The 18,008-nt window shown below is 71.4% G+C and carries 20 protein-coding genes; 2 read left to right on the top strand and 18 right to left on the bottom strand.

All coding sequences use genetic code 11. From position 1 onward, the window contains the following. Window positions 1–8 precede the first annotated feature (8 nt). From nuoK to E1289_RS09530, 15 genes are all read right to left on the bottom strand, one after another. Window positions 9–308 carry an NADH-quinone oxidoreductase subunit NuoK gene (gene nuoK, locus E1289_RS09460; protein WP_131977572.1) on the bottom strand — a complete coding sequence of 100 codons (300 nt, stop codon included), beginning with the start codon at window positions 306–308 and terminating at the stop codon, window positions 9–11. Beyond that, window positions 305–1,225 (bottom strand): NADH-quinone oxidoreductase subunit J, encoded by a 921-nt coding sequence (locus E1289_RS09465; RefSeq protein WP_131977575.1) that lies wholly within the window; start codon window positions 1,223–1,225, stop codon window positions 305–307. The genes nuoK and E1289_RS09465 overlap by 4 nt, the downstream gene beginning before the upstream one ends. Next, window positions 1,222–1,833: an NADH-quinone oxidoreductase subunit NuoI gene (gene nuoI / locus E1289_RS09470; RefSeq protein ID WP_131977578.1), complete on the bottom strand. Its 612-nt coding sequence runs from the start codon at window positions 1,831–1,833 to the stop codon at window positions 1,222–1,224. Before nuoI ends, E1289_RS09465 begins: the two co-directional genes overlap by 4 nt. Further along, window positions 1,820–3,166, bottom strand: coding sequence for an NADH-quinone oxidoreductase subunit NuoH (gene nuoH / locus E1289_RS09475; RefSeq protein WP_131977581.1), 1,347 nt, complete (start codon window positions 3,164–3,166; stop codon window positions 1,820–1,822). Before nuoH ends, nuoI begins: the two co-directional genes overlap by 14 nt. Then, a complete protein-coding gene (locus tag E1289_RS09480) occupies window positions 3,163–5,676 on the bottom strand; it encodes an NADH-quinone oxidoreductase subunit G (protein ID WP_131977584.1) in 2,514 nt (837 codons plus the stop codon). Before E1289_RS09480 ends, nuoH begins: the two co-directional genes overlap by 4 nt. After that, the gene (nuoF, locus tag E1289_RS09485; protein WP_131977587.1) at window positions 5,673–6,971 is read right to left on the bottom strand and encodes an NADH-quinone oxidoreductase subunit NuoF; all 1,299 of its coding nucleotides are present in this window, start codon (window positions 6,969–6,971) and stop codon (window positions 5,673–5,675) included. The genes E1289_RS09480 and nuoF overlap by 4 nt, the downstream gene beginning before the upstream one ends. Further along, complete coding sequence (nuoE, locus tag E1289_RS09490) at window positions 6,968–7,747, bottom strand: NADH-quinone oxidoreductase subunit NuoE (protein WP_131977590.1); 780 nt, start codon at window positions 7,745–7,747, stop codon at window positions 6,968–6,970. Before nuoE ends, nuoF begins: the two co-directional genes overlap by 4 nt. Further along, window positions 7,744–9,120, bottom strand: coding sequence for an NADH-quinone oxidoreductase subunit D (locus E1289_RS09495; protein ID WP_131977593.1), 1,377 nt, complete (start codon window positions 9,118–9,120; stop codon window positions 7,744–7,746). The genes nuoE and E1289_RS09495 overlap by 4 nt, the downstream gene beginning before the upstream one ends. Beyond that, complete coding sequence (locus E1289_RS09500) at window positions 9,117–9,863, bottom strand: NADH-quinone oxidoreductase subunit C (RefSeq protein ID WP_131977596.1); 747 nt, start codon at window positions 9,861–9,863, stop codon at window positions 9,117–9,119. The genes E1289_RS09495 and E1289_RS09500 overlap by 4 nt, the downstream gene beginning before the upstream one ends. Window position 9,864: 1 nt before the next feature. Next, the gene (locus E1289_RS09505) at window positions 9,865–10,410 is read right to left on the bottom strand and encodes an NADH-quinone oxidoreductase subunit B (RefSeq protein ID WP_131977599.1); all 546 of its coding nucleotides are present in this window, start codon (window positions 10,408–10,410) and stop codon (window positions 9,865–9,867) included. After that, window positions 10,411–10,770 (bottom strand): NADH-quinone oxidoreductase subunit A, encoded by a 360-nt coding sequence (locus E1289_RS09510; protein ID WP_131977602.1) that lies wholly within the window; start codon window positions 10,768–10,770, stop codon window positions 10,411–10,413. A gap of 263 nt (window positions 10,771–11,033) precedes the next feature. Next, window positions 11,034–12,290, bottom strand: coding sequence for a geranylgeranyl reductase family protein (locus tag E1289_RS09515; RefSeq protein WP_207928882.1), 1,257 nt, complete (start codon window positions 12,288–12,290; stop codon window positions 11,034–11,036). A gap of 131 nt (window positions 12,291–12,421) precedes the next feature. Beyond that, window positions 12,422–13,123: a demethylmenaquinone methyltransferase gene (locus E1289_RS09520; protein WP_131977608.1), complete on the bottom strand. Its 702-nt coding sequence runs from the start codon at window positions 13,121–13,123 to the stop codon at window positions 12,422–12,424. 351 nt (window positions 13,124–13,474) lie between these two features. Continuing rightward, window positions 13,475–13,714 (bottom strand): DUF4229 domain-containing protein, encoded by a 240-nt coding sequence (locus tag E1289_RS09525; protein WP_131977611.1) that lies wholly within the window; start codon window positions 13,712–13,714, stop codon window positions 13,475–13,477. Between the two features lie 65 nt (window positions 13,715–13,779). After that, window positions 13,780–14,760, bottom strand: a complete 981-nt coding sequence (locus E1289_RS09530; RefSeq protein WP_131977614.1) for a threonine/serine dehydratase — start codon at window positions 14,758–14,760, stop codon at window positions 13,780–13,782. Window positions 14,761–15,008: 248 nt separating this feature from the next. Between E1289_RS09530 and E1289_RS09535 the strand changes: the two genes are divergently transcribed. After that, window positions 15,009–15,212 carry a BldC family transcriptional regulator gene (locus E1289_RS09535; protein ID WP_021593176.1) on the top strand — a complete coding sequence of 68 codons (204 nt, stop codon included), beginning with the start codon at window positions 15,009–15,011 and terminating at the stop codon, window positions 15,210–15,212. Between the two features lie 75 nt (window positions 15,213–15,287). On the opposite strand, the gene E1289_RS09540 is transcribed toward E1289_RS09535, so the two are convergent. Beyond that, window positions 15,288–15,542 (bottom strand): hypothetical protein, encoded by a 255-nt coding sequence (locus E1289_RS09540; RefSeq protein WP_131977617.1) that lies wholly within the window; start codon window positions 15,540–15,542, stop codon window positions 15,288–15,290. Window positions 15,543–15,556: 14 nt separating this feature from the next. Next, complete coding sequence (locus E1289_RS09545; RefSeq protein WP_131977620.1) at window positions 15,557–16,552, bottom strand: hypothetical protein; 996 nt, start codon at window positions 16,550–16,552, stop codon at window positions 15,557–15,559. 137 nt (window positions 16,553–16,689) lie between these two features. Here E1289_RS09545 and E1289_RS09550 point away from each other — a divergent pair, with 137 nt between their 5' ends. Next, window positions 16,690–16,974 (top strand): PLD nuclease N-terminal domain-containing protein, encoded by a 285-nt coding sequence (locus tag E1289_RS09550; protein ID WP_131977623.1) that lies wholly within the window; start codon window positions 16,690–16,692, stop codon window positions 16,972–16,974. A gap of 39 nt (window positions 16,975–17,013) precedes the next feature. Here the strand turns inward: E1289_RS09550 and ccsB are convergent, their stop codons facing one another. Next, window positions 17,014–18,006: a c-type cytochrome biogenesis protein CcsB gene (gene ccsB / locus E1289_RS09555; protein WP_131977626.1), complete on the bottom strand. Its 993-nt coding sequence runs from the start codon at window positions 18,004–18,006 to the stop codon at window positions 17,014–17,016. Between the last annotated feature and the right edge of the window lie 2 nt (window positions 18,007–18,008).

Raw genomic sequence — 18,008 nt, forward strand, 5'->3', positions numbered from 1 at the left:
CCAGCCTCTCAGTACTTCAGCAGGTTCACGTCGTCGACCGACGCGGATCTGCGGGTCCGGAAGACGGTCATGATGATCGCCAGGCCCACCACGACCTCCGCGGCGGCCACCACCATCACGAAGAAGGCGATGATCTGACCGTCCAGGTTGCCGTGCATGCGGGAGAACGAGATGAACGCCAGGTTCGTCGCGTTCAGCATCAGCTCGACGCACATGAAGACCACGAGCGCGTTGCGGCGCACGAGGACGCCGAGCGCCCCGATGGTGAACAGGATCGCCGAAAGCGCCAGGTAGTGCCCGGGACTCATGAACCAGCCTCGCCTTCACCCTCGTTGCCGCCCGCGGCCCGTGTCCCGGGCTTGGCGGCGCGCGTCTCGGCATCCGCGTCCGCGGCCTCCGCGGTGACGGCCTTGACGTCCCGCACGTTCCGCTCGACCGCCTCCTCCGCGGTCGAACCGTGCAGGTCGGCGTGCCGCTCGGCCGTGTCGACGCGGGCGGCGATGACCGGGTTGACCGACAGCTCCGACGTGGTCCCGTCGGGCAGCAGCGCCGGCATGTCGACGGCGTTGTGCCGCGCGTAGGTGCCGGGGCCGGGCAGCGGCCCGGGGTGGTCGCCGGACAGGAACCGCCGCTTGGACAGGACCTTCTGCGTCGGCTTCTCCCCGATCCGCTCGCGGTGCGCCAGCACCATCGCGCCCAGCGCCGCGGTGATCAGCAGTGCGCTGGTGGCCTCGAACGCGAACACGTACTTGGAGAACAGCAGCCGGGCCAGGCCGACGACGTTGCCCTCGGCGTTGGCCTGCTGCAGGCCCGCCGTGCGGCCGAGCGCCGCGTTCGCGAGCCCGGCGCCGAGCAGGGCGACGAACCCGATCGCGGCGACCGCCGCCCAGAAGCGCTGCCCGCGGATCGTCTCCACCAGCGAGTCGGTGGAGCTGACGCCGACGAGCATCACCACGAACAGGAACAGCATCAGCACCGCGCCGGTGTAGACGATCACCTGCACGAACGCCAGGAACGGGGCGCTCTGGATCGCGTACAGCGCGGCGAGCGACAGCATCACGGTCGCCAGCAGCAGCGCCGAGTGGACCGCCTTCCGCATGAAGACCATGCCGAGGGCGGCGGAGACCGACACGATGGCCAGCAGCCAGAAGAAGAACGGCTCGCCGGCCTGCTTGTCGGCCACCTCCGCCGCGAGGACGGGGGCGCCCGGAATCGCGGAGATCACGCGCTCTCACCCCGCTTGCGGGACTTCTCGCGCTTGACCGCCTGGTCGGCGCTCGCGCGTCCGCCCTCCTCGGACGGCACGGCGGGCGCGGGCTCCTCGGGCTGGAGGCCGAGGCGGTAGTAGTCCTCCTCGGTGTCGCCGAGCCGCATCTCGTGCGGCGGCGGCTCCATGCCCTCGCGCAGCGGTGCGAGCAGCATCTCCTTGGTGTAGATCAGGCTCTCGCGGCTGTCGTCGGCGAGCTCGTACTCGTTGGTCATCGTGAGCGCCCGCGTCGGGCACGCCTCGATGCACAGCCCGCACAGGATGCAGCGCAGGTAGTTGATCTGGTAGATGCGGCCGTACCGCTCACCGGGCGAGTAGCGCTCGTCGGCGGTGTTGTCGGCGCCCTCGACGAAGATCGCGTCGGCGGGGCACGCCCAGGCGCACAGCTCGCAGCCGATGCACTTCTCCAGGCCGTCCGGCCACCGGTTGAGCTGGTGCCGTCCGTGGAAGCGCGGTGCGGTCGGCTTCTTCACCTCGGGGTACTGAACGGTCTCGCTCTTCATGAAAATCTGGTGGAACGAGACCCCGAACCCCTTCACCGGGTTCAGGAAATCAGTTAGTCCCACTGGTGACCTCCTCAGGAGGGGTTCTCGTCTTGGATGCGCCGGCCGGCCCACCTCGGTAGTGGGGCGCGTCCATCGGCGGCACCGGGAAACCGCCGGCCGCGGGGCCGGGCTTCACGCCCTCGTCCGCACCCGGCACGATCTCCTTCTCGTCCTCGCCGCCCCGGAACATCTCCCAGAGCACCGTGGCCACCAGGACCACCGCCGCGGCCACCGCGGCGACGACCACGATCTGCTGCATGTCGTAGCCGTCGTTGCGCAGCGCGCGGATGGTGGCGACGAGCAGGATCCAGCCGAGCGAGAAGGGCATCAGCACCTTCCAGCCGAGCTTCATCAGCTGGTCGTAGCGGACGCGCGGCAGCGTGCCGCGCAGCCAGATGAAGAAGAAGATGAACAGGAACACCTTGGCCAGGAACCACAGGACCGGCCACCAGCCGGTGTTGGCCCCCGCCCACACCGTGGAGATCGGCGCGGGAGCGCGCCAGCCGCCGAGGAACAGCGTGGTGGCGAGCGCCGACAGCGTCGCGAGGTTGATGTACTCCGCGAGGAAGAACATCGCGAACTTCAGCGACGAGTACTCGGTGTGGAAGCCGCCGACCAGCTCGCCCTCGCCCTCGGGCAGGTCGAACGGGATGCGGTTCGACTCGCCCATCATCGTGATCACGTACACGATGAAGGACGGGGCCAGCAGCAGCACGAACCACCGGTCGTGCTGCGCCGCGACGATCTCCGAGGTGGACATCGAGCCCGCGAACATGAACACGGCCACGAACGACAGCGCCATCGCGATCTCGTAGGAGATCACCTGCGCGGAGGAGCGGAGCCCGCCGAGCAGCGAGTACGGCGACATCGACGACCAGCCGGCCAGCACGATCCCGTAGACGCCCATCGACGCCATCGCCAGCACCAGCAGCACCGCGACCGGCAGGTCGGTGACCTGCAGCGGCGTCTGGTGCCCGAAGATCGACACCGTCGGCCCCATCGGGATGATGGCGAACGAGATGAACGCGGGCACCGCGGCCATGACCGGCGCCAGGACGAACACGACCTTGTCGACCTGGCGGGGGACGATGTCCTCCTTCAGGGCGAGCTTCACGCCGTCCGCGAGGCCCTGCAGCAGCCCGAACGGGCCCGCGCGGTTCGGGCCGACGCGCAGCTGCATCCGGCCGATGACGCGGCGCTCGATCCACATCGTCAGCAGCACGGTCACGACGAGGAACGCGAAGACGGCGATGACCTTGCCACCGATCAGCCACCACGGGTCCGAGCCGAAGTCCTCCAGCGTCGGCTCCGCGGCGACCGGCGCCAGGGGCGCCACCGCAGCGAGCGGGCTCATTTGCTCCCTCCAGCGTTCTCGTCGGACGCCGCCGCCGTCGTCGCGCCGGACTCCGCGGCGGTCGCGCCGGTCGCGGACCGGAGCACCCCGCTCGCGATCCCGACCACGCCGCCCGCCGCCGCGCCCAGATCCCGGTACAGCGAGCACCCGGCCGAGTTCGTCGGCAGCCACACCACCCGGTCGGGCAGGTCGGCGGTCACTTCGAGCGGCAGCGTGACCTCGCCGCGCGCCGCCGACACCGTCACCGCCTCGGTGGCGCCGATCTCCGCGGCCGTCGCGGGCGACAGCCGCGCGACCGCGGCCTTCGCGGTGCCCGCGAGGAACGGCTCGCCGTCCTGCAGGCGACCCCGGTCCAGCAGCAGCCGCCACGTCGCCAGCAGCGCCGCACCGCGCTCCGGGCGCGGCGGGAGCGCCTGCGCCACGTCCGGCGCGTCCGGGCGCTCGCCGCGGTAGGCGCCGAGCTCGGTCAGCTCGCGGCGCGCCGCCTCCGGGCCGGGCAGGCCCAGGTGGACGTCCAGCTCGTCGGCGAGGGAGTCCAGCACCCGCAGGTCGGACATCCGCCCGGCGGCCTTGAGCACGACGTCGAAGGAGCGGCCGCGGCCCTCCCAGTCGACGAACGTGCCGGACTTCTCCGCGACGGCCGCGACCGGGAAGACGACGTCGGCGCGGTCGGTGACCGCGCTCGGCCGCTGCTCCAGGCTCACCACGAACGCCGTGGCGTCGAGGGCCCGCAGCATCGCCTCCGGGTCGGGCAGGTCGTAGGGGTCGACGCCGCCGACGAGCAGCGCGCCGCGATCCCCCCGGGCCGCCGACGCGATGATGCCGGCGGTGTCCGCGCCGGGCGCGTCGGGCAGTGCGGCGACGCCCCAGACGCGGGCGACCTCGGCCCGCGCGGCCGGGTCGGCCACCGGGCGGCCGATCGGCAGCAGGCCGGGCAGCGCACCGGCCTCCACCGCGCCGCGCTCCCCGGCCCGGCGCGGCACCCACGCCAGCCGGGCGCCGGTCACCCGCGCCAGCCGGACCGCCGCGGTCAGCGCGCCGGGGCTGGCGGCGAGCCGCTCGCCCACCAGGATCACGGCGCCGGGCGTCTCCAGCAGCAACCGGACGTCGGACCGGTCCGCGTCCCCGATCAGCGAGGCGAGCGTGTCGGCCTCCGCGCCGGGCGCGGTCGGCAGCAGCGTGCCGCCGACCTTGCTCAGCCCGCGGGTCGCGAACGGCGCCGCCGCGTACACCTTCAGCGCGTGCTTGCGGTACGCCTTGCGGAGCCGCAGGAACACGATCGGCGACTCCTCCTCCGGCTCGAAGCCGGCCAGGAGCACCGCGGGCGCCTTCTCCAGGTCGGTGTAGGACACCTCGATCGAGCGTCCCGCGACCGACGAGGCGAGGAAGCGCGCCTCCTCGTCCGACAGCGGCCGGGCCCGGAAGTCGACGTCGTTGCTGCCGAGCGCGATCCGGGCGAACTTGGCGTAGGCGTAGGCGTCCTCAAGGGTGACGCGGCCGCCGGTCAGCACGCCCGCGGAGCCGCGCGCCGCCGCGAGGCCCTCGGCCGCGATGGTGAGCGCCTCCGGCCAGGACGCGGGCTCCAGCACGCCGTCCTCGTTGCGGACCAGCGGGTGCGTGAGCCGGTCCGGCTGCGTCGTGTAGGTGAACGCCCAGCGGCCCTTGTCGCAGTTCCACTCCTCGTTGACCTGCGGGTCGTCCCCGGCCAGCCGCCGGGTGACCTTGCCGCGCCGGTGGTCGGTCCGCATCGCGCAGCCGGAGGCGCAGTGCTCGCAGACGCTCGGCGAAGACACCAGGTCGAACGGGCGGGACCGGAACCGGTACGCGGTGCCGGTGAGCGCGCCCACCGGGCAGATCTGCACGGTGTTGCCGGAGAAGTAGGACTGGAACGGCCGGTCCTCGGCGATCCCGATCTCTTCCTTCGCGCCGCGGTTGGTCAGCTCGATGAACGCGTCGCCGGCGATCTCCTCGGAGAACCGGGTGCAGCGCGTGCACTGGATGCAGCGCTCCCGGTCGAGCAGCACCTGGCTGGACAGCGGGATCGGCTTCGGCCACGTCCGCTTGGTCTCCACGAACCGCGTCTCACCGCGCCCGTTGGACATCGCCTGGTTCTGCAGCGGGCACTCGCCGCCCTTGTCGCAGACCGGGCAGTCCAGCGGGTGGTTGATGAGCAGGAACTCCATGACGCCGTGCTGCGCCTTGTCGGCCACCGGCGAGGTGAGCTGGGTCTTGACGACCATGCCCGGCATCACGGGGGTGGTGCACGACGCCTGCGGCTTCGGCATCCCGCGGCCGTTGCCGGCGTCGGGGATCTCCACCAGGCACTGCCGGCACGCCCCGATCGGGTCGAGCAGCGGGTGCTCGCAGAACCGCGGGATCTGGATGCCGAGCAGCTCCGCGGCCCGGATGATCAGCGTGCCCTTCGGCACCTCGATCTCGAAGCCGTCGATGGTGCAGGAGACCATGTCCTCGCGCTTCTCCACCGCCGACTTGTCGTCGGTGACGGTCACTTGGCACCTCCCCAGAGGGTGGACTCGGCCGGGTCGAACGGGCAGCGGCCCTGCTCGAAGTGCTGGAGGTACTCGGCCCGGAACAGCTTGATGGACGACACGACCGGGCTCGTCGCGCCGTCGCCGAGGGCGCAGAACGCGCGGCCGAGGATGTTGTCGGAGATGTCCAGCAGGGTCTCCAGGTCCTCCTCGGTGCCCTGGCCGGCCTCCAGCCGCTTCAGCATGAGCTTGTACCAGTAGGTGCCCTCGCGGCACGGCGTGCACTTGCCGCACGACTCGTGTGCGTAGAACTCCGACCAGCGCAGCACCGCCCGGACGACGCACGTCGTCTCGTCGAAGATCTGCAGCGCGCGGGTGCCGAGCATCGACCCGGCGGCGCCGACGGACTCGAAGTCCAGCGGCACGTCCAGGTGCTCGTCGGTGAAGATCGGGGTGGACGACCCGCCGGGCGTCCAGAACTTCAGCCGGTGCCCCGCCCGGATGCCGCCCGCCATGTCGAGCAGCTCCCGCAGCGTGATGCCGAGCGGCGCCTCGTACTGGCCGGGCCGCGTCACGTGCCCGGACAGCGAGAAGATCCCGAAGCCCTGCGACTTCTCGGTGCCCATCGCGGCGAACCACTCCGGGCCGTTCCCGACGATCGAGGGAACCGACGCGATCGACTCGACGTTGTTGATGACGGTGGGCCCGCCGTACAGGCCCGCCACCGCCGGGAAGGGGGGCTTCAGCCTGGGCCAGCCGCGGAACCCCTCCAGGGAGTCCAGCAGCGCCGTCTCCTCGCCGCAGATGTAGGCACCGGCGCCGCTGTGGACGACGATGTCCAGGTCGTAGCCGGACCCGAGGATGTCCTTGCCGAGGTAGCCCGCCTCGTACGCCTCCGCGACCGCCTGGTGCAGCCGGCGGATCACGTGCAGCACCTCGCCGCGCACGTAGATGAACGCGACGTTCGACCTGATGGCGAAGGAGCTGATGATGGTGCCCTCGATGAGCACGTGCGGGTTGGCCATCATCAGCGGGATGTCCTTGCACGTGCCCGGCTCGGACTCGTCGGCGTTGACGACCAGGTACCGCGGGTTCGGGCTGGACGGCGGCAGGAAGCCCCACTTCATGCCGGTGGGGAAGCCCGCGCCGCCGCGGCCGCGGAGCCCGGAGTCCTTGACCGCCTGGACGATGCCGTCCGGGTCCATCCCGAACGCCTTGCGCAGCGCCTTGTAGCCGCCCCCGCGCTCGTAGCCCGCGCGGGTGAACGAGTCGGCCTGGTCCCAGTTGCCGGTGAGGACCGGTGTCAGCGTGGTCACTTGCTCCGTCCCTCCTGGCTGCCGGGCTTCGCCTCGCCGGGGATCGGCTTGCCCGGCTCGTGCGGCGGTGCGGAGATCTGCTCCGGCTTCACCGGCTCGTCCGGCCGCGCCCGGTCGACGTCGGCCGCCGGGGCGGACCAGCCACGCTCACGCGCCAGTTCCAGCCCGCGCAGCGACTCCGGACCGGCCTGGACGCCCTCGCCGGCGCGCCCGTCGGGGAACCCGGCGAGGATGCGGGACGCCTCCCGCCAGGTGGCCAGGTGCTCGGGGCCGCGCGTGGGCAGCACCCGCTGCCCCGACCGCAGGTCGTCGACGAGCTTCTTGGCCTTCTCGGGAGTCATGTTGTCGAAGAACTCCCAGTTGACCGTCATCACGGGCGCGAAGTCGCAGGCCGCGTTGCACTCGATCCGCTCCAGGCTGACCTTGCCGTCCGGGGTCGCCTCGTCGTTGCCGACCCCGGCGTGCTCGCTCAGCTCGTCCCAGATCTGGTCGCCGCCCATGATCGCGCACAGCGTGTTGATGCAGACGCCGACGTGGTACTCCCCGACGGGCGCCTGCTTGTACTGCGTGTAGAACGTCACGACGCCCGTGACCTGCGCGGGCGTGATGCCGAGCTGCTCGGCGCAGAACTCGATGCCGTCCTGCGTGACGTGCCCGTCCTCCGACTGGACGAGGTGCAGCATCGGCAGCAGCGCCGACCTCGGCCGCGGATAGCGGCCGATGATCTCCTTGGCGTCGCGCTCCAGGCGTTCCCGAACCTCCGGCTCGTACGTCATCGGTCCACACCTCCCATGACCGGGTCGAGGCTGGCCACCGCGGCGATGATGTCGGCGACCATGCCGCCCTCCGACATCGCCGGGACGGCCTGCAGGTTGACGAAGGACGGGTCGCGGAAGTGGGCGCGGAACGGGCGGGTGCCGCCGTCGCTGACCACGTGCGCCGCGAGCTCGCCGCGCGGCGACTCGATCGGCACGTACGCCTGCCCGGCCGGCACCCGGAAGCCCTCGGTCACCAGCTTGAAGTGGTGGATCAGCGCCTCCATCGAGGTGCCCATGATGTGGGCGATGTGCCGGGGCGAGTTGCCCAGGCCGTCCGCGCCCATCGCCAGCTGCGCCGGCCAGCCGATCTTCTTGTCCTCGATCATCACCGGGCCCTTGACGGTCTGCAGCCGGTCCAGGCACTGCTCGATGATCTTCAGCGACTCCTCCATCTCCGCCATCCGGACGAGATAGCGGCCGTACACGTCGCAGGTGTCCTGCGTCGGGACCTCGAAGTCGTAGGTCTCGTAGCCGCAGTACGGCTGCGACTTGCGCAGGTCCCACGGGAGGCCCGTCGAGCGCAGCACCGGGCCGGTGACGCCGAGCGCCATGCAGCCGGTGAGGTCGAGGTACGCGATGTCCTTCGTGCGGGCCAGGAAGACCGGGTTGGCGTCCAGCAGCTTGCGCAGCTGCCGGATGCGCTTCGGCATCCGGTCCAGGTAGTCGCGGATCTTGCTGGCCGCGCCGCTCGGCAGGTCCTGCGCCACCCCGCCCGGACGGATGTAGGCGTGGTTCATCCGCAGGCCGGTGATCTCCTCGAACAGGTCGAGGGTGTACTCGCGCTCGATGAAGCCGTTCAGCATCACCGTCGTCGCGCCGAGCTCCAGCCCGAACGTCGCGGTCGCCACCAGGTGCGAGGAGATCCGGTTCAGCTCCATCATCAGCACGCGGATGATCTGGGCGCGCTCCGGGATCTGGTCCTCGATGCCGAGCAGCCGCTCGACGCTCAGGCAGTACGCCGTCTCGTTGAACAGCGGCGCCAGGTAGTCCATCCGGGTGCAGAACGTGGTGCCCTGCGTCCAGGTACGGAACTCCATGTTCTTCTCGATGCCGGTGTGCAGATAGCCGATCACCAGCCGGACCTCGTTGATCGTCTCACCGTCGAGCGTGAGGATCAGCCGGAGCACCCCGTGCGTGGACGGGTGCTGCGGGCCCATGTTGACGACGAGGCGCTCGTCGTCCGCCTCCTCGGCACCGGCGACGACCTGGTCCCAGTCCTGCCCGCCGACGTCGAAGATCCGGCCCTGGGTCTCGCCGCCGGAGCCGGCCGTCCCCGACGCCGCCTCCTCCGCCGCGTAGGCGTCGTACTCGGTGTACTTGGTCGAGCTCATACGTACGACCGCCTTTCGTCCGGCGGGGGAATCTCCGCACCTCGGTACTCGACGGGGATGCCGCCGAGGGGGTAGTCCTTGCGCTGCGGATGGCCGACCCAGTCGTCCGGCATCTCGATCCGCGTCAGCGCGGGGTGACCGTCGTAGACGATCCCGAAGAAGTCGTAGGTCTCGCGCTCGTGCCAGTCGCTCGTCGGGTACACCGGGACGAGCGACGGGATGTGCGGGTCGGCGTCCGGGCAGGTCGCCTCCAGCCGCACCCGCCGGTTGTGGGTGATCGACAGCAGGTGCGCGACGGAGTGCAGCTCCGCGCCCTCGTCCATCGGGTAGTGGACGCCCGACACGCCCGAGCACAGCTCGAAGCGCAGGGACGGGTCGTCCCGCATGGTGCGCGCCACCTCGCGCAGGTGCTCCCGCTTGACGTAGAACGTCAGCTCGCCGCGGTCGACCACGACCCGCTCGATCGCGTCGCCGAAGTCGGGGTAGGCGCGCTCCAGCTCGTCGGCGATCTCGTCGAACTCGCCGGGCTCGGCCGCGCCGCGGGGCCCGCCGTAGGGGCGCGGCGTCGACACCTTCGGGGTCTGCCGGACGACGAGGCCGCCGTAGCCGGAGGTGTCGCCGGTCGTCTTCGCGCCGAACATGCCGCGGCGGACGACCGGCTGCTCGCGGCGCTCCTCCTCGGTGTGCGCGGGCAGCTGGTCGGCGGCCTGCTCGGCCCGCTGCTCCGGGTGCTCGGAACTCATGTCAGGCCCCCTGTCCCAGCAGCGGAAGCCGGCGGCGCTTCGCCTCTTCCAGCTCGGCGATCTGCTTCTTGCGCTGCGGGCCGAGCTTGGTGTTCTGGATCTGGTCGTGCAGCTTCACGATCGAGTCGAGCAGCATCTCCGGCCGCGGCGGGCAGCCGGGCAGGTAGATGTCCACCGGGACGACGTGGTCGACGCCCTGCACGATCGCGTAGTTGTTGAACATGCCGCCGGACGAGGCGCACACGCCCATCGCGATGACCCACTTCGGCTCGGTCATCTGGTCGTAGATCTGCCGCAGCACCGGCGCCATCTTCTGGCTCACCCGGCCCGCGACGATCATCAGGTCGGCCTGCCGCGGCGTCGCCGAGGCGCGCTCCATGCCCCACCGGGAGAAGTCGTGCCGGGGGTCGCCCGTCGCCATCATCTCGATCGCGCAGCAGGCGAGGCCGAACGTCGCCGGCCACACCGAGCTCTTGCGCGCCCATCCGGCGACCTGCTCGACCGTGGTCAGCAGGAAACCGCTGGGGAGTTTCTCCTCGATACCCATTTAGTCCCACTCCAGACCGCCGCGCCGCCACACATAGGCGTACGCGACGAGAACGGCGGCGATGAAAAGGACCATCTCGACAAGGGCGAACAGCCCCATCCGGTCGAACGCGACCGCCCAGGGGAAGAGGAAGATGATCTCAATGTCGAAGACGATGAACAGCATCGCCGTCACGTAGTACTTGATCGGAAAACGCCCGCCGCCCACCGGCTGCGGGGTCGGCTCGATACCGCACTCGTAGGCGTCGAGCCTGGCGCGGTTCCATCGCTTGGGCCCCGTGAGGGAGGCCATCACCACCGAGAAGGCGGCGAAGGCGAAGCCGAGCACGCCGAGCGCGATGAGCGGAATATAGAGATCCATGCTCTACGGCCTCTCCTCGGAACGTACGACGTTGTACGGAACGGCCCCGCCGCGGGCCGACACCCTGGCCAAGGTGTTCAATAGCGCTCCCCTCGGGGGGTCGGTCATGCACTGTAGTCCGCTCACCTGCGGAAGCCTGAATCGCGGAACCGAACTCATGCCGGGTTTCCCGCGAGACCTCCGGGGCGCTGCAAGGCGGCGCCTTCCCTCCTCGCTCGTCCCTCGCTCGTCAGTCCAGGCGCCGCCGCGCCCCTGCGGTTCGCTCATGCCGTCGGCGCCACCTTCTGCATCGCGTTGATGACGCGGTCCATGGCGTCCCCGCCCTTGGGATCGGTCAGGTTCGCCAGCAGCTTGAGGGTGAACCGCATCAGCGTGGGGTGGGGCAGCCCGTGCGAGGTGAGGAACTTCATGATGCGCGGGTCGCCGATGGCCTGCACGAACACCCGGGCCAGCGTGAAGTAGCCGCCGTGCTCGTCCTTCAGGATGCGCGGGTACTCGTACAGCGTCCGCTCCCGCTGGGCGGGGGTGCGCCGCGCGAGCGCCTGCACCATGATGTCGGCGGCCAGCCGGCCGGACTCCAGCGCGTAGTCGATGCCCTCCCCGTTGAACGGGTTGATCATGCCGCCGGCGTCGCCGACCAGCAGCATCCCGCGGGTGTAGTGCGGCTGCCGGTTGAAGCCCATCGGCAGCGCCGCGCCGCGGATCTTCGAGGTCGCGTGCTCCTCGTCGAACTGCCAGTCCTCCGGCATCTGCGCGCACCAGCGCTTGAGGAGCCCGCGGTAGTCGACGTTCTGGAACGCCTGGCTGGTGTTGAGCAGGCCGCAGCCGACGTTGGACGTGCCGTCCCCGACACCGAAGACCCAGCCGTAGCCGGGCAGGAGGCGCTCACCGTCCCACAGCTCCAGCCACGCCTCCATGTAGTCGTCGTCGTGGCGCGGCGTCTGGAAGTAGCGGCGGACCGCGACGCCCATCGGACGGTCCTCGCGCCGCCGCAGGCCCATCGCGAGCGACAGCCGGGTCGAGTTGCCGTCGGCGGCGACGACGAGCGGCGCATGGAACTCGACCTCCTCGCCCTGGTACGTCGCGGTGACGCCGGTGATGCGCTGGGTGCGCTCGTCGAGGATCGGGCCGGTCACGGTGCAGCCCTGCAGCAGCCGGGCACCGGCCTTCGCGGCGTGCTCGGCGAGGAACTGGTCGAAGTCGGTGCGCTTGCGGACGAGCCCGAAGTCGGGGAAGGACGCGAGCTCCGGCCACGGCAGCTCCACCTTGACGCCGCCACCGTAGATGCGCAGCCCCTTGTTGCGTCCCCAGCCGGGGTCGTTGACGTCGACGCCCATCCCGATGAGGGCGCGGACGGCGCGGGGGGTGAGGCCGTCACCGCAGATCTTGTCGCGGGGGAAGGTGGCCTTCTCCAGCAGGAACACCTCAAGGCCGGCCTGCGCCAGCCAGTAGGCGGTCGACGATCCGGCGGGGCCTGCCCCGACGACGATGACGTCTGCGTGTCGGGCGGAGTCGGTCACGGCGTTCCTCTTCAGCTCGTTCGCTTGTGAAGCACTTCACAAACATCCGACGGGGAGTCTATTCCTTTATCAGGACTGGTGGGTACTTCTGGGTGGTCCGGATCTGGATCGCTCCCAACGGCCGGCCGTCCTCACCCCGGATTCACCGCATGGTGGAGCGCGGCCACCCCGAACGTGAGGTCCCGCCAGCGCACCTCGCCCCAGCCCGCGTCCTGAAGCAGCCGCGCCAGCGCCGCCTGGTCCGGCCAGGCGAGCGTCGACTCGGCGAGGTAGCGGTAGGAGTCGGGATTGGAACTGACCCGGGCCAGCAGCGGCAGCCCGACCCTCAGGTGCGTCCGGTGGCCGAGCGCCAGCAGCGCGTTCGGGGGGTGGCTCACCTCGCACACCAGCAGCCGCCCGCCCGGCCTGGCCACCCGCCGCAGCTCGCGCAGCGCCAGCCCGGTGTCGGCGACGTTGCGCAGGCCGAACGAGATCGTCACGGCGTCGAACACGCCGTCCGCGAACGGCAGCCGCAGCGCGTCCCCCGCCACGAAGCTCAACCGCCGCACGCCCGCTTGCCGCCGCACCCCGACCCGCAGCATGCCGAGGGAGAAGTCGCACGCCACGGTCTGCGCGCCCGCCACGGCGAACGGCACCGAGGACGTCCCCGTCCCCGCCGCGAGGTCGAGAATCCGCTCACCCGGCCGCGCCCGCACGGCCCGCACGACCTCCCGCCGCCACCGCCGGTCCTGCCCACCGGTCATCAGCGTGTTCAGCAGGTCGTACCGCTCAGCGGTGCCGTCGAACATCGCCGCGACGTCGGCGGGCTTCTTGTCAAGGGAGGCGCGGCTCATACTTCTACCCTATTGCCCAGGGGGGCGACCCCCTGGAACCCCCGTCGCGCACGGCGCACCGTTTCCCGGTCCGCTGGCGCGTCTCGTGAAACGGCGCCCCGTGCGTCGGGTCCTGCGGCCTGCGCTCGCTGCACTCGCTCCGGCCGCACGACCCGGGATGGTGCTGGTCCAGGGGGCGACCCCTGGAACCCCGTCACGAGCCGGTCGATCCTCACGCCACCGTTGCGGTCCGGTGTGACCGTGCGCGTTGCGCGGTGTCGCTGCGGTCGCCCGGCTCGACGGGTCCTGCGGCCTGCGCTCGCTGCACTCGCTCCGGCCGCACGACCCGGGACGCCGGTCGGGTGGGTGTCTTCAGGCGTCTTCTTTGGTGAGCGACCTGTGGAACTTCTGCCGCTTGGCGCGGACGCCGGACACCACGACAGAGGACATCCGGTCGCGCTGCGCGGACAGCAGGACGTAGCTGACGACCCCGCTGATCAGCAGCGCCATCAGCAGCAGCAGGAACCCGCGCGCCCCGAGCAGCGCCAGCACACCCGCGGTCGCCGCGAAGATCGCGAGCCGCGCCAAGGTATAGAGAACGACGGTACGCATGACCCTCCCGAGGCTACCCCCACCCCCACCGGCCCGGACCCGGGCCCCCGGCGGGCACGGCACACCTACTTGAGGAGGTCGAGGAGGAGTGCGGGGTCGATGTTGCCGCCTGAGAGGACGGAAGCGTAGGTGCGGGCGGTGGGAAGCTCGGGCCGGTGGTAGAGGTAGGCGGCGGTGGCCACGGCGCCGCCGGGTTCGGCTATGAGGCGGGCTTCGCGGGCCAGGCGGCGCATCGACGTTTCGATCTCGTCTTCGGTGACGGTGACGATGCCGTCCACGTGGGCGCGCATGTGGGCGAAGGGGAGGTCGCCGACCCGCTGGACGCGCAGGGCGTCGGCGATGGTGCGGCCGGTCTTCTCCGCGTCCCAGGTGACGGGGCGTCCGGCGCCCATGGAGTCGCGGGCGTCGGCGGCGAGTTCCGGTTCGACGCCGATGACCACGGCCTCGGGGCGCAGGGCCTTGACCGCGGCGGAGATGCCGGCGATCAGGCCGCCGCCGCTGACCGGGACGAGCACGACGTCCACGTCGGGGCGGTCCTGGACGATCTCGATGCCGACGGTGCCCTGGCCGGCGATTACGCGGGCGTCGTCGTAGGGCGGGATCATCGCGAAGCCGTGCGCCTCGGCGAGCTTGGCGGCGGTCTCGGCGCGGGCCTGCGAGGTCGGCTCGACGTAGACGACCTCGGCGCCCAGGGCGATGCACGCGTCGACCTTCACGCCGGGGGTCGTGTGCGGCATGACCACGACGGCCCGGATGCCGAGGGCGCGGGCCGAGTAGGCGACGGCCTGCGCGTGGTTGCCGCTGGAGTGCGTCACGACGCCGCGTTCGCGCTCGGCCGGCGAGAGGGCGGAGATGGCGGCGTACGCGCCGCGCAGCTTGAACGCGCCGATCGGCTGCAGCGACTCGGCCTTCACCAGAAGTGCCGGCTCGCCCGCCGCCGCGGGTGCGGGGTCGCGGGTGAATGGCACGAGCGGGGTGCGGACCGCCACGCCCGCAATGCGCTCTGCGGCGCGCTCTATCTCCGGCAGGGATACGAGGTCGGACATGTTCTGGGAGACTACTTCGCACGGCGGACAGGGGCTGCCCCGCGGCCCGTCCCGGACGTGACATGGCAGGTCAAACGGGGTCAACGCGCACGGCGTTGACCATGTCCCGGGTACCGAGAGTCATCGCTCCTGCTCGACGTACTACAGACCGTGATCTTTTCCGAAAACAAGGGAGAAATCGGTCTTGACCCGCCACACTGTTAAACAGTCCACCCGCGCCGAGAGCGGGACAAAGGGGGAGAGAAAACGTGGAGAGCACGAGCGAGCGCCTGCTGACCCCAGGAGAGGTCGCCGCCCTCTTCCGGGTCGACCCGAAGACGGTCACCCGGTGGGCCGCCGCGGGCCGGATCAGCAGCATCCGCACTCCGGGAGGGCACCGGCGCTTCCGCGAGTCCGAGGTGCACGCGCTGCTGCGCGGCGAGGAGCCCGTCGCCGAGCATTCGGCCCGCTGACCGGACCTCAGCCGCCCGGACCGCCGCGCCGTGGTAGTCCCCTCCGCCCGGGCGGCCGGGGCCCTTCCCTCCCCGTTATGCCTGGTCGCCCGCGTCGCCCGCCTTCCACTCCTCGAACCGGCGGAGCAGGTCCGCGTCCTCGTCCCGCCAGCGGCGCCGCCGCTCCGCCAGCTCCTCCTCGGTGAGCGACTCGCCCAGGAGCCGGTCGTAGTCCGGGTCGCCCGGCCCGATCTCGACGTAGGCGTCGGCGATGATCCGTCCCTCGCCGGGTTCGGTGAGGACGCTGTGCGGAACCCGGAGCGTGCCATCGGGGAGCCGGATCACGTACATCCTCGATCGCCCTCCTAGATCCCGTACCTGCGGTTGAAGAAGAGCATGACCTCCAGGGCCGTCCGGATGTTGCCGCCGAGCATATCCACGAGGGCGGGACGCTGGCGGGAGGAGATCGCGGCGAACGCGTCGGCGAAGAACTCGCGGCGCCCGAGCGCGTTCGGCTGGCGGTGGAAGTCGCTCGCCAGGAGCGGTCTGCACTCCTCGTACAGCCTCCGGAACGCCGGGCTGTCGGACGTCCATTCGCCGTCGTCGCCGTCGATGTCGTCGAGCGCGTGGCCGACCTCGTGCAGCATCACGTCGGGCGTGGGGGACGGCCGGTCTCCCACGACGATCTTGCGGTCGCCGTACGCGCCGGCGCAGATGTCCCAGGTGGCGCGGCCCGAGGGGAGCGGCCGGTCGCGCAGGTGGCCCATGTCGTCGAGCTGCGGGACGCCGCCCGGCCCCACGTAGATCCCGTCGAGCCCGGCCGCGAGCTTCTCCTTCAGCGGCGCGGGCAGCGACGCCAGGCTGTCGATGGCGCCGATGACCTCGGGTGTCGGCGGCCCGTCCCGGACGTCCCACTGCCGGTAGAGGATGCCCTCCAGCGGCCCGCAGTGGCGGCGCCCGTCGGCGGCGTGCGGCACGCCCGGCGGGTACGGCTCCACGCGCAGCCGGTCGTCCTCCAGCTCGAAGTCGCTCCACGAGTAGTCGCCGGACCGCGGGCGGCCGAGCCTGCGCCGTACCGGCCCGCGCCGCTCCGGCCGGCCGGTGAGCTCGGCCACCGGGTCCGGTCCGTCCGCGCCGCCTTCCACGCCGCCCGCGCCGGGGCCGAGCGCGTAGTCGTCGTCGCGGCCCGCCTTGCGGAACCGCCCGAACCGGTCGCGGGGCTGGTTGCTGCGCGGCCGCACCTGCCCCGAGTCGGGCGGCGACGGGGAGTACGCGGTGTCGTCCTTGCGGCTCCGCACGCCGCGCGGCGACTCCCGGCTCCGGAACTCCCGGGGCTTGCGGTGGACGCCTTTGAAGCGCATCAGGCTCCTCTGTCAGCGGGCCCCGCGGGGGTCACGAGCGACGCTCGTCGAGTCCGGTGCCGGACAGGGCCCCTCCGGAAGGGTAAGCCGGAACCCGACTCGGCGTCATCCCCGCAAGTCACGGATACCCTTTAAGGGTGATCTACGTGCTGGTAACGCTGCTTTTGGTTGGCTTCTGGGTCTTCTGCATCCTGGACGTGCTCCGGACCGATACGTCCGAGGTGCAGCACCTGCCGAAGGGCGCCTGGTTCGCGATCGTCCTCGTCCCCCTCGTCGGCTCCGTGCTGTGGCTGCTGGAGGGGCGGGCCCGCCGGCAGGCCGCCCCGGGGCCGCGGGTCACCGCCAAGGCTCCGAAGGGCCCGGAGGACGACCCGGCGTTCCTCCGCGATCTGGAGCGCCGCCTCCGCGACGAGGACGGCTGAGGACGACCCTCCGGGCTCCCGGGGGACGGGTCCGCGGGGTCACGCGTAGGAGTGCAGCCCCGAGAACATGTAGTTCACGCCGAAGAAGTTGAACATCAGGGCCGCGAAGGCGATCAGGGAGAGGACCGCGGCCTTGCGGCCCTTCCACCCGGCCGTGGCGCGCGCGTGCAGGTAGGCGGCGTAGATGATCCACGTGACGAAGGACCAGACCTCCTTCGGGTCCCAGCCCCAGTAGCGGCCCCACGCCTGGTCGGCCCAGATGGCGCCCATGACGATCGCGGCCGTCCAGATCGGGAAGGCGAACATCGTGACCCGCATCGCGAGGCGGTCCAGGCTCTCGGCGGACGGGATGCGGGACAGGACGCCGCCGTCCGCGGCGGTGCCGCGGGACTCGGCGCGGGCCTTCAGCAGGTAGAGGATCGTGGCGGCGCCCGCGACGGTGAACGCGCCCGTCGCGACGATCGCGGCGCTGACGTGGATGGCGATCCAGTACGAGTTCAGCGCCGGGGTGACCGGGCCCACCGAGTCGTACAGCCAGATGTTCGCGACGCCCAGCGCGATGACGGCGGCCAGCATGACGAACGCGCCGAGGAACCGCGCCCTGTACCGGTACATCACGAACAGGAACGCGGTGACGGCGGCGAACGCGATGGCGGTGAGGAACTCGTACATGTTCCCCCACGGCCAGCGGCTCGCGGCCAGCCCGCGGGACACCATGACGCCGAGGTGCGCGGCCCAGCCGAGCACGCTCATGAAGATCGCGAGGCGGACCCAGTCGACCTGCGGGCGCTCGCCCTCGGCCGCGTCCCCGGCCGCGTCCTCGTCCTCGTCCGCGGTTTCGCCGGTGGCCGCGGTGGCGGCGCCCGACGCGCCCACCAGGACCTTCGCCTCCGGCTTCTCCGTGGCCTCCGCCGCCGCGCGGCGGCGGCCGAAGCCGAGGTCGACGGCGTAGGCCGCCAGCGCGACCACGTACATCACCACGGTGGTCAGCATGAGCTTGTCGCTCAGGTTCGCGAGGTCGGCGTCGCTCACCT

It is taken from the genome of Actinomadura sp. 6K520, assembly GCF_004349245.1.
GTDB lineage: Bacteria > Actinomycetota > Actinomycetes > Streptosporangiales > Streptosporangiaceae > Spirillospora.

Excerpts from the sequence above, each read along its gene's own strand:
- nuoK (WP_131977572.1), bottom strand. The coding sequence starts at position 308 with ATGAGTCCCGGGCACTACCTGGCGCTTTCGGCGATCCTGTTCACCATC.
- nuoH (WP_131977581.1), bottom strand. The coding sequence starts at position 3,166 with ATGAGCCCGCTCGCTGCGGTGGCGCCCCTGGCGCCGGTCGCCGCGGAG.
- nuoE (WP_131977590.1), bottom strand. The coding sequence starts at position 7,747 with ATGACGTACGAGCCGGAGGTTCGGGAACGCCTGGAGCGCGACGCCAAG.
- E1289_RS09495 (WP_131977593.1), bottom strand. The coding sequence starts at position 9,120 with ATGAGCTCGACCAAGTACACCGAGTACGACGCCTACGCGGCGGAGGAG.
- E1289_RS09500 (WP_131977596.1), bottom strand. The coding sequence starts at position 9,863 with ATGAGTTCCGAGCACCCGGAGCAGCGGGCCGAGCAGGCCGCCGACCAG.
- E1289_RS09505 (WP_131977599.1), bottom strand. The coding sequence starts at position 10,410 with ATGGGTATCGAGGAGAAACTCCCCAGCGGTTTCCTGCTGACCACGGTC.
- E1289_RS09510 (WP_131977602.1), bottom strand. The coding sequence starts at position 10,770 with ATGGATCTCTATATTCCGCTCATCGCGCTCGGCGTGCTCGGCTTCGCC.
- E1289_RS09520 (WP_131977608.1), bottom strand. The coding sequence starts at position 13,123 with ATGAGCCGCGCCTCCCTTGACAAGAAGCCCGCCGACGTCGCGGCGATG.
- E1289_RS09525 (WP_131977611.1), bottom strand. The coding sequence starts at position 13,714 with ATGCGTACCGTCGTTCTCTATACCTTGGCGCGGCTCGCGATCTTCGCG.
- E1289_RS09530 (WP_131977614.1), bottom strand. The coding sequence starts at position 14,760 with ATGTCCGACCTCGTATCCCTGCCGGAGATAGAGCGCGCCGCAGAGCGC.
- E1289_RS09540 (WP_131977617.1), bottom strand. The coding sequence starts at position 15,542 with ATGTACGTGATCCGGCTCCCCGATGGCACGCTCCGGGTTCCGCACAGC.
- E1289_RS09545 (WP_131977620.1), bottom strand. The coding sequence starts at position 16,552 with ATGCGCTTCAAAGGCGTCCACCGCAAGCCCCGGGAGTTCCGGAGCCGG.